The 9,107-nt window shown below is 63.9% G+C and carries 10 protein-coding genes and 1 pseudogene; 8 read left to right on the top strand and 3 right to left on the bottom strand.

All coding sequences use genetic code 11. The features are described from left to right. From ACFE99_RS05570 to ACFE99_RS05560, 3 genes and pseudogenes are all read left to right on the top strand, one after another. On the top strand, nt 1-282 hold a 282-nt coding region (locus ACFE99_RS05570), incomplete at its 5' end, for a hypothetical protein (RefSeq protein ID WP_375483200.1). A gap of 2 nt (nt 283-284) precedes the next feature. Beyond that, nucleotides 285-722 carry an SRPBCC family protein gene (locus tag ACFE99_RS05565; RefSeq protein WP_375483198.1) on the top strand — a complete coding sequence of 146 codons (438 nt, stop codon included), beginning with the start codon at nt 285-287 and terminating at the stop codon, nt 720-722. Between the two features lie 82 nt (nt 723-804). Beyond that, nucleotides 805-1,577, top strand: a pseudogene (locus tag ACFE99_RS05560) (VOC family protein). Between the two features lie 32 nt (nt 1,578-1,609). Here ACFE99_RS05560 and ACFE99_RS05555 read toward each other — a convergent pair. Continuing rightward, entirely contained in the window at nt 1,610-2,053 is a 444-nt protein-coding gene (locus ACFE99_RS05555) for a cupin domain-containing protein (RefSeq protein ID WP_375483196.1), read from the bottom strand. Nucleotides 2,054-2,172: 119 nt separating this feature from the next. On the opposite strand from ACFE99_RS05555, the gene ACFE99_RS05550 reads away from it, so the two are divergent. The 5 genes from ACFE99_RS05550 to ACFE99_RS05530 all read left to right on the top strand — a co-directional run bounded on the left by ACFE99_RS05550 (nt 2,173) and on the right by ACFE99_RS05530 (nt 6,492). Then, entirely contained in the window at nt 2,173-2,607 is a 435-nt protein-coding gene (locus ACFE99_RS05550; RefSeq protein ID WP_375483194.1) for a hypothetical protein, read from the top strand. Nucleotides 2,608-2,818: 211 nt separating this feature from the next. Continuing rightward, entirely contained in the window at nt 2,819-3,505 is a 687-nt protein-coding gene (locus tag ACFE99_RS05545) for a GAF and ANTAR domain-containing protein (protein WP_375483192.1), read from the top strand. A 57-nt stretch (nt 3,506-3,562) separates the two neighbouring features. Next, the gene (locus ACFE99_RS05540) at nt 3,563-5,029 is read left to right on the top strand and encodes an amidase (RefSeq protein ID WP_375483190.1); all 1,467 of its coding nucleotides are present in this window, start codon (nt 3,563-3,565) and stop codon (nt 5,027-5,029) included. A 163-nt stretch (nt 5,030-5,192) separates the two neighbouring features. Next, complete coding sequence (locus ACFE99_RS05535) at nt 5,193-5,528, top strand: helix-turn-helix domain-containing protein (protein ID WP_375483188.1); 336 nt, start codon at nt 5,193-5,195, stop codon at nt 5,526-5,528. Nucleotides 5,529-6,150: 622 nt separating this feature from the next. Beyond that, the gene (locus ACFE99_RS05530; protein WP_375483186.1) at nt 6,151-6,492 is read left to right on the top strand and encodes a nuclear transport factor 2 family protein; all 342 of its coding nucleotides are present in this window, start codon (nt 6,151-6,153) and stop codon (nt 6,490-6,492) included. A gap of 634 nt (nt 6,493-7,126) precedes the next feature. Here the strand turns inward: ACFE99_RS05530 and ACFE99_RS05525 are convergent. Next, on the bottom strand, nt 7,127-8,053 hold the full coding sequence (locus tag ACFE99_RS05525; protein WP_375483184.1) for an alpha/beta fold hydrolase: 927 nt from the start codon (nt 8,051-8,053) through the stop codon (nt 7,127-7,129). 8 nt (nt 8,054-8,061) lie between these two features. Next, nucleotides 8,062-8,838, bottom strand: coding sequence for a DUF899 family protein (locus ACFE99_RS05520; protein ID WP_375483182.1), 777 nt, complete (start codon nt 8,836-8,838; stop codon nt 8,062-8,064). Between the last annotated feature and the right edge of the window lie 269 nt (nt 8,839-9,107).

The raw sequence follows: 9,107 nt of genomic DNA, 5'->3' as shown, positions 1-9,107 counted from the left end.
GCCAAGCCCGAGAAGCCGCATACTTCGGACCAGCCCCACCCGAGGCTGACGACGAGCCCCCACCGTTCTGAGGGCGGGCTCAACGAGGAGCGAGGGTCGCTGAACGATTCGATGCACCCTCTGCCGTGCTGCGCTTCGTCGTTGGCCGCCGCAATCGACCTCAATGACCGACAGGTAGGGTCAGCTACGGTAAGGACGACATATGGGTTTCTTCATAAAGCCACAGACCTGTTGGCTAAGAACGCCTGCAACGACGACGCCGACCACGACCAGCAGAACTGACCATGGCAAAACTCTCCGGATCCATTGACGTACCGCTGCCGCCCGAAGAGGCGTGGGCGCATGCCGCCGACCTATCCCGCTACAAGGACTGGCTGACTATCCACCGGGTATGGCGCAGCAAGCTGCCCGAAAAGCTGGAGAAGGGCACCGTCATCGAGTCGATCGTCGAGGTCAAGGGCATGCCCAACCGGATCAAGTGGACGATCGTGCACTACAAGCCGCCCGAAGCGATGACGCTGAACGGCGATGGCGTGGGCGGCGTCAAGGTCAAGCTGCTCGCCAAAGTCAAACCCAAGGGTGACGGATCGGTCGTCAGCTTCGACGTACACCTCGGCGGTCCGGCGCTGTTCGGGCCGATCGGCATGCTGGTTGCCGGCGCGCTCAAGAGCGATATCCGCGAATCACTGGAGAAGTTCGTCAAGGTGTTCGCCGGAACCTGACCGCACGCGATGAGTTTCGGCTTCGGCGGCAGTCGATACGGGTGACCCCGATGACGGGGACCCACCTACCGAGGAGGTCATCGTGACCGTTCGTCACCGTGCGCCGCTGGGCGCGCCCACCTGGATTGACCTGACGTCGTCGGATGTCGACCGTGCCCAAGACTTCTATGGCACGGTCTTCGGCTGGACATTCGAGTCGGCCGGGCCGGACTACGGTGGCTACATTAATGCCGCCAAAGACGGCCACCCCGTCGCAGGGGTAATGGCCAACAACCCGGAGTGGCAGTCTCCGGACTACTGGACCACCTACTTCATACCGCCGACATCCAGGCCACGGTGTCGGCGCTGACAGCGGCGGGCGGCTCGTCGTGTATTGCGCCGATGGAGGTGCCCGCTAAAGGCTTCATGAGCATGGCCACCGACCCGTCGGGAGCGCCGTTTGGCCTGTGGCAGCCACTGGAGCATCGCGGTTTCGAGCTGATCGGCGAAGCCGGCGCGCCGGTGTGGCACCAGCTCACCACACGCGATTACCGCGCGCCTGTCGACTTCTACCGCAAGGTGTTCGGGTGGCGGACCGAGCAGGTCTCCGACACCGATGAATTCCGCTACACCACCGCGTGGTTCGGCGATCAGCAGCTGCTGGGGGTGATGGATGGCGCCGGCTGCCTGCCTGGGGATGTGCCCTCCAATTGGGGTATTTTCTTCGGCGCCGAGGACGTCGACAAGACGCTGCAAGTGATCACCGACAACGGCGGCGCGGTGCTGCGCGCGGCTGAAGACACCCCTTACGGTCGGCTGGCGGCGGCCGCCGATCCCACCGGCGCGGTCTTCAACCTGTCGTCGCTGCAGAGCTAACGGGGCGAAAGCAGCGGGCCTGTCACCATAAGCTATTCCGCGGGCCCCAGGCCGAAGTCGGCGTAGTCGAAACCGGGCACCACCACGCAGCTGACCAGGCTCGGCTCGTCGTCGCGGGGGCGGGCCCGCTGCCAGTGGCGGGGCGGCACCAGCACTTGTGGCCGCTCACCGGCCAGAATGTCGCTCCCCAGGAGATGTGTTGTGGCGCTGTCCCGTTCGCTTCCGACGTCGAGCAGCAGCGGGCTACCGCGGTGGTGCAGCCACAGCTCGGCGCTGCGCACGGTGTGCCAGGCCGAGTGTTGGCCGGGCATGAGTAGCAGCAGGATCGCCGTTCCGGCGCTGCGCGGGCCCGTGTAGTCCGGCGGCAACGCGGATTGGCTGACGGTCACATCGCTGCGCCACGTTTGCCGGAACCAGCCGCCCTCGGGGTTGGGCGCCAGGTCCAGCGGGCGAGCCCAATCCGGGAGCTCGGTCATCGCACCGCCTTGACGTCTGCCTTACGGGTCCTGGGCTCCACCCTAGAGATCCATACCGGGCCAGCGGCTTGCAGCGTGGCCGAGTGGTGAAGGCAGCGGCGGAAGTTAGGGTCGCAAGCATGATCCGCCGCTTGCACCCGGGTTGGCTGGTCGCGTTGTTCGCGGCGGTCGTGGCGGTCAGCGCGTGGCTGCCGTGGCTGACGACGTCGGTCCACGGCGGCGGCTGGGCGAACGCGATCGGGGGCAGCATCGGCAGCCTGCGACTTCCGCCCGGGTTCGGCGCTGGCCAGTTGATCGTGTTGCTGTCGTCGACCCTCGTGGTGGCGGGCGCGATGGTCGGCCGGGGCCTCTCGCCCAGACTCGCCTCGATTGCCGCGCTGATCATCTCGCTGCTGATCGGGGTGCTGACATGGTGGTACTACGCCATCAACGTCAAGCCGCCGGTGTCGGCTGCTTATGGGTTGTATGTCGGCGCTGCCAGCACGGCTGCTGCGGTGTGCTGTTCGGTGTGGGCGGTGGTGTCGTCACTGATGCCGAAAGCAGGTAGTGCGTAAGCCGCGCCGGCTCGCAGGCCTGCGGGCGCGGCTGGGGGCGGTCCCGCCGGCTCTCGGGCTGAACCGGCGGGACCTGAGTGGACGGACAGGTCGACCTAGCCGTCCACCTTCGAGCCGCATTGCCCTCGGCGACGATCGACAAACATTGTGGCGGCGATACGCCACTATTCACCGGCGGTTTAATGCGGCGCACGTAGGGAAGTCCCTGCGTGTGGCCGAGCTGTCAAATCACGAGCTGGCGCTGCGCATGGCAGAGCTGGCTCGCTCTATTGCGCCACCGCGCAACGTCGATGACGTCCTGGTGCGGGTGACGGACGCGGCCGTTGAGTTGATACCGGGTGCCGACACCGCCGGCGTGTTGCTGGTCGCGGCGGGGCGCAAGTTCCAGTCGCTTTTCGGTACCTCCGATCTCGTCTACAAAGTCGATGAGCTACAAGCGAAATTCAACGAAGGTCCGTGTCTCGATGCCGCGGAAGACGAGCTGATGCTGCGCACCGACGACTTCACAAAAGAACCCCGGTGGCCGAACTTTTCCCGCGCCGTCAGCGACATAGGTGTGCGCAGCTGTCTTTCCTACAAGCTCTACGCCGGTGACCGCAGCGCGGGCGCCTTGAATGTCTTCGGCTTGCGGCCCAACGTGTTCACCGCCGAATCAGAAGCGATCGGCTCGGTGCTCGGTGCCCATGCTGCGGCAGCGATTATGGCCAGCCGGCACGGTGAGCAGCTGCGGTCCGCGCTGAACAGTAGGGACGTCATTGGCCAGGCGAAGGGCATCCTCATGGAGCGGTTCAATGTCGATGCCATGCGCGCATTCGACATGCTGCGCCAGTTATCGCAGACCATGAACGTACGGCTGGCTGAGATTGCGCAGCGGGTCGTTGATAGCCGCGGCGATTGACCAGCTGTCGCTGGTTGGGGCACAGGCTAGCTCATAACCTAGAGTGCCGGGCCCGTGATGTCGGTCGTGGTAAAACCGGGAGCCATGGGCGGTCTTGCCGACGAGACGCGGTGGATGGATGCCACAGACCAGGCCAAGTTGGTGGCCAAGAAAGAAATCACCCCGGGCGAGCTGCTGGAGGCGGCGATCGAGCGGATTGAGCGGTCGAACCCGACGTTGAACGCCGTCGTGATCGAGTGGTTCGACCACGCCCGTTCGGCCGCCGGTAAAAACCTGCCAGACGGTCCGTTTCGCGGCGTCCCGTTTTTACTGAAGGACTTGTACACAAGCTTCTCCGGCCAGACCCTGTCGAATGGCAATGCGGCGTTGAAAGAGGCGGCCAAGATCGACACAGCGGACACGACTTTGGTCGCCCGCTTCAAGGCGGCCGGGTTGGTGATCGCAGGGCGGACGAACACCTCGGAGCTGGGCAGTCTACCGACGGCGCAGCCGGTGGCCTGGGGCGCGACCCACAACCCGTGGGCCTTGGATCGCACGCCGGGCGGGTCCAGCGGCGGGGCCGCCGCCGCGGTGGCCGCAGGAATGGTTCCGTTTGCCAACGCCTCGGACGGCGGCGGCAGCATCCGCATTCCGGCGTCCTGCTGTGGTGTGGTGGGACTCAAGCCGAGCCAGGGCCGGACCACCGTCGGGCCGGTGCGCACCGAGGCGGGGCTCGGGGTCGAGCTGTGCGTCAGCCGCACGGTGCGTGACACGGCGGGATTGCTCGATGCGGTGCGCGGTCCCGGGATCGGCGACGCCGTGATCGCGCCGCCGCCCGAACGGCCATACCTCGACGAGGTGGGCGCAGACCCCGGTCGGCTGCGCATCGGCCTGCTCGACGTCCATCCGCGTGGCGACTTCCTGCACGACGACTGCGTCTCGGCGGCGAGCGCCGCGGCCTCGATGCTGGAGGGTCTCGGGCACATCGTCGAGCCGGCGTGGCCGACGTGCCTCGCCGACACCACGTTGCCGCGCAAGTTCATGGCGCTCTGGGCCACGCAGATGGCGATGGCGGCACGCGGAATTGGCGAGAAAATCGGGCGCGAGGTCACGGCAAACGACATGGAGCCCGTGAACTGGGCGCTCGTCGAGCAGGCTCGGCGGCTCACCGCCGTCGACTACGCCACCGAGCAGGAGGCCTGCTGGGCATTCCGGCGGGCCCTGCAGCAGTGGTGGGCCGACGGCTGGGACCTGCTGCTCACGCCGACACTGGCCGAACCACCGCTGCCATTGACGGAGTTCGAGAACGACCCTGAACACCCGACGGCACCGCAACGCCGAGCCGGACGGTTCGCCGCGTTCACGCCGGCGTTCAACCTGAGCGGGCAGCCGGCGATCAGCCTTCCCCTGCACCGCAATGCCGAGGGTCTGCCGATCGGCATCCAGCTCGCCGCCGCCTACGGTCGAGAGGATGTGCTCATTCAGATTGCCTCCCAACTGGAGTCCGCCCACCCGTGGTCGTCACACCAGCCAACGGTTCCGTGACGAATAACCCGCTCTGAGCTGCGGAAATAGGTGCTCCTACGTGAATCTCTTTCACAACAAAACACACCTTTTGTCAACTGATGCGCTTAGAACAGCGTGACCTACCGGACGACCGGAGGCCGTCATTACTACAGGTCAACGGCGTTACCATCTGTATTACCGTATGAACCGCAAGCTGACGCCAGTCGGGCGGGCCAAGCTAGCGGAGCAGTATGAGCTTGGTTTGTCAGCCCTGGAACGTGCGCGCAAGTACAACGTCCACCGCCAGACGATCCGTCGGCAGCTGAAGCGCAAGGGCATCGAGCCACGCACGCAGCTGAAACGCACGCCCGAACTGACCCAACAAGCCAAAGTGCTCTACGCCGAAGGCCCTTCACTTGATGAAGTCGCCAAGCTCCTCGGCGTACAAGCCAGCACCGTTAGCCGGGCGCTTAAACGCGCTGGCGTGACCCTGCGGCCGCCAGTGGCGAATCGCTGGCATAAGCCAGATGATGACTAAGTCCTGCGCTGCCCGATCTCTGCTCTCCCGTTCCTTGGCTTCGCGGATCGCCATCCAGAGCACTGCTTTGGCAAGCAACCGCAGATCCGGCGCCGGCCGCATCAGCGGACGGACCGAAATGAAGCGGCCACTCGGCGTCGCGCCGTAACTGACCTTCGCCTTCTCGCCGCGCCTCAGCAGGGCGTACGCCCGGCCGCCTCGCTGGGGGAGTGATGGATCGCCAAGGTGGACGTTGCGCCGGTGCGCTACGAGTTCAACCTCGGTCTTGTCCAGCGTTAGGAGGTAGTACTTACGCAGATCCAGCTGGTCGTTCCAGCTGAGAAACGCATACCTGTCCTGGTCTTGTGCCCAAAGGGCTTTTAGTTGGTGATGTTGGAATAAGTAGGTGGGTGTAGTAAGTCTTGGCATGAGTCGACGGTGAGTTGCGCCCAGCGCGATGGTGTACGAGTCGGGCCATCGCATGACCTTCGTGTGCAGTCTAGGTCTGTGAGTTCGTCTCCGAAATAGTCGTATCGGAATCAGATGGTCAGCCGACGGATCAGCGCTCGCGCATCCGTCGGGATAGGCGAGGCACGGCGCTCTACGCTATGAGACGACGGACAGGAGCTGCAGGGGAGGCGAAGTGACCGAGACTGATGGCGCCGTCACGAGCCTGATCGAGCGATACTTAGCCATTGTCGCTGACGACGACTACGAGCGGTTCGGCGAGCTACTGACCGGTGATTGCACTTTCACCTTGATGCCCATCGGCCATACGTGGAGAGGCCGCGACAACGTCATGAGCGCGGTCGTGGCCGCAGGTAGCCGAAGGACGCACGATAGCCAGTCGAAGGTGAATGTCACCAACTGGTTTACCAACAACGAGTATCTCGTCGTGGAACGAACACGGGGCACTCGTCGGCGGAGTTCGTGTCAGGATCGACGGCTACTGCTGGGTTTTCCACATCCGCGACGGGCGCTTTGATTCGATGCGTGAATATATCAATCCCAGCAGCGCGGGCACGAGCATCCTGTTGAGCCTTGTTTTGAGGGCTTACCCCCTCCTCGCGCGATGGAGGGCCAGAGGCGCCGCGGCATCCTGACTGGCCATAACGCAACTCCGCTCAGTTTCTACTGGCGGAGTGCATGTATCCGAAGTGTGCGGTGTTCCTGGCACCGGCGCCTACGGGCGGATGGTGACGTCGGCGGACATTGATGTCGGGCTCTAGCCACAGTTGCATCGTGACACGTGATTGGCCATTGGCACTGGCCCCCGGTGGCAATGTCAGCTCGATTTGGCCCCACTGTGACGGACGTAATTGGCTCCACTTCTATCTGATCTGGTAACCGTAGCGGTGAGTGCGGGTTAGCCCCAGGAGATAGCGGTGGGGTCGCGGTCGAGGTCGTTGAGGAGCTGTTTAGCACCGGGCGAGGGGTCGAGTAGGTCGCAACGATGGAAGCGCACGTTGCGGTCGCGCCAGGACAGCGCGGCCGCTTGTTGAGGTCTGCGTCGTTGACTGTGGGGTGAAGGCTGTTGTTGCCTGCCTGGGTCGCGAAAACTGCTTGCTGGCAATCGTTCTGACGGCGCATAACCGACTGGTCGACTTTCTCGTCTCCTGTTAGGACGGCTCCGCACCGGCGGTGTGACGTTCGATGAGTTCGGCGATGTCGTTTGGCTTTTCTTCGGGCAGATAATGCTTGGCACCTTTGACCATGTGGGTTTGGACGTTTTCCCAGCCATAGTTGGCCCGTAGATTCGCGGCGAGCCGCGGGAACATGGGTCCGAAGAGGTGCTCGCCGCCGACGAGTAGGAGTGGTATGTCGGTGGGGCATTTCTGCTCGGCGTTGTAGCTCATATTGGCGGGCATGGCGCGGTAGAACTCGAAGGCCGCGGGCAGATGGTCCGGGTCGCGGTAGGCGTGGGCGTAGTGCTGAACGTCGGCGTCGCTGATGACGTCATCTTCTTGGGTGAACTCGTCGAAGAAGTAGCGGAAGTAGACGGCTTGGCGCCCGGCCACCAGCACCTCGGGCAAATCTGGGGTCATGTGAAAAGCGACATGCCACATCGGAGCCTCGATCGCGAGGTCGAACCGCGGTTCAATGCCGGGTATCGGCGCCTCGATAATGATTGCGGTGCTGGTCCATTCGGGGAATGCGCGAGCGAATGCATAGGCGACGCTTCCGCCGATGTCATGGCCGACCAGATGGGCGGCGCCGAGCCCGAGCTGGTCGAGCAGATGACGAATGTCGCTCGCGAGTTCAGTTGCGGCGTAATGAGACGCGCTTGGCGCTGATCCGCCCACACCGCGCAGATCGACAGCGACGACCGTGAATCGCTTAGCCAGCCGCGGCATTATCCGTCGCCATTCGTACCAGTCCTGCGGAAACCCGTGTATTAGTACCACGGTCGGGCCATGCCCACCTCGGACGTAGTGGATCACCGTGTCGTTGACACTGGCCGTCTCCGATACGAAGTCCTCGCCAAGGTCAGGCAGCGCCACATCGACATCGCGGTAGGCGCTTGTGTTTTGACTCCCGCCTGCCATCGTTAAGATCAGCTCCTAATGGTGAGGTCGTCAGAGCGTCCAGCTTGCAGTCGCGACCACTGCGCGGTGGGGCGCCCGTTGGTGCGTGTTACCTCGGGTGAGACGTCCCATCGCTGCGGCCACCCGGGAGGCGAGTCTTCCCAGGTTTCCTGGCGTCCATACACTGTGAGATCCATCAGCGCGTAGTTGTAGTCCATCGCTTCGACGCCGCGCAGGGTGGTCCAGTACGTTTCGAAGACGCGGTCGCCGTCGCGTAGGTAGCACACGATGTGCATGCTGCCGATTTTTTTGGGCGCGACGAGCAGCCTGCCAAGGGACGATTGTGCTGAGTACCAGGGAATGTCCCAGCCCATGAAGTCGCGGTAACGGGTGCTCTCCGCATCGGGGCCCTGGCAGAGCACCGCAAAAGTGATGTCGCGGGAATGAAGGTAAGACAGCTCGGTGACCTGGCTGGTGACCCACGTGCAGCCTTCGCACTGCTCGGCTGCCGGACGACCCGTGTGCCACATGAAGTAGTACGCGATGAGCTGCCGGCGATCCTCAAACACCTCCAGCAGCCTGACCGAGCCGCGTTCGCCGATAACGGTGATGGCAGGGTCCACTTCCACCATCGGCAGCCGCCGGCGGGCCGCCGCGATCGCGTCACCTTCGCGAGTATGTGCCTTCTCCCGCACCCGTAAGTTGTCCAACTGGGCTTGAAATCTTGCCCGATCAACCACTTCCGGCAGCGCTGGCATGTCGTCGCCCGGGGCTGTCGACGGCCCGCCCTTCGACGGATCGCTCATGTGCGTCTCCTTCGTTTCGTTGTCCGTACACCGCTCCTGTAGCTGGTGCCACATCGGCACACGACGCAGTGCGCTCAAGAAGCGGTTCGGTGGCCATCATGCTTTGCGCGTAGCCTTGTTGCCTCCACTTCTGCGGCACCCTGGTCGTCGCTGTTCGGTTCTCGATTCACTTCTGCGCGAACGGTTTTGACCCCAAATGCGGCGCATACCGGTCGCATTAATATTCAACATTTCGGTCAAGGATCCGCTCTTCAGCACAGCACGGTCCG

Source organism: uncultured Mycobacterium sp. (assembly GCF_964249325.1).
GTDB lineage: Bacteria > Actinomycetota > Actinomycetes > Mycobacteriales > Mycobacteriaceae > Mycobacterium.
Note: the sequence above shows the minus strand (reverse complement) of the source record. Positions and strands in the feature narration are given on the sequence as shown.

What these genes read in the sequence shown, in the direction of transcription:
- ACFE99_RS05565 (WP_375483198.1), top strand. Translation starts at nt 285, where the DNA reads ATGGCAAAACTCTCCGGATCCATTGACGTACCGCTGCCGCCCGAAGAG.
- ACFE99_RS05555 (WP_375483196.1), bottom strand. Translation starts at nt 2,053, where the DNA reads ATGACCGAGCTCCCGGATTGGGCTCGCCCGCTGGACCTGGCGCCCAAC.
- ACFE99_RS05550 (WP_375483194.1), top strand. Translation starts at nt 2,173, where the DNA reads ATGATCCGCCGCTTGCACCCGGGTTGGCTGGTCGCGTTGTTCGCGGCG.
- ACFE99_RS05540 (WP_375483190.1), top strand. Translation starts at nt 3,563, where the DNA reads ATGTCGGTCGTGGTAAAACCGGGAGCCATGGGCGGTCTTGCCGACGAG.
- ACFE99_RS05535 (WP_375483188.1), top strand. Translation starts at nt 5,193, where the DNA reads ATGAACCGCAAGCTGACGCCAGTCGGGCGGGCCAAGCTAGCGGAGCAG.
- ACFE99_RS05525 (WP_375483184.1), bottom strand. Translation starts at nt 8,053, where the DNA reads ATGGCAGGCGGGAGTCAAAACACAAGCGCCTACCGCGATGTCGATGTG.
- ACFE99_RS05520 (WP_375483182.1), bottom strand. Translation starts at nt 8,838, where the DNA reads ATGAGCGATCCGTCGAAGGGCGGGCCGTCGACAGCCCCGGGCGACGAC.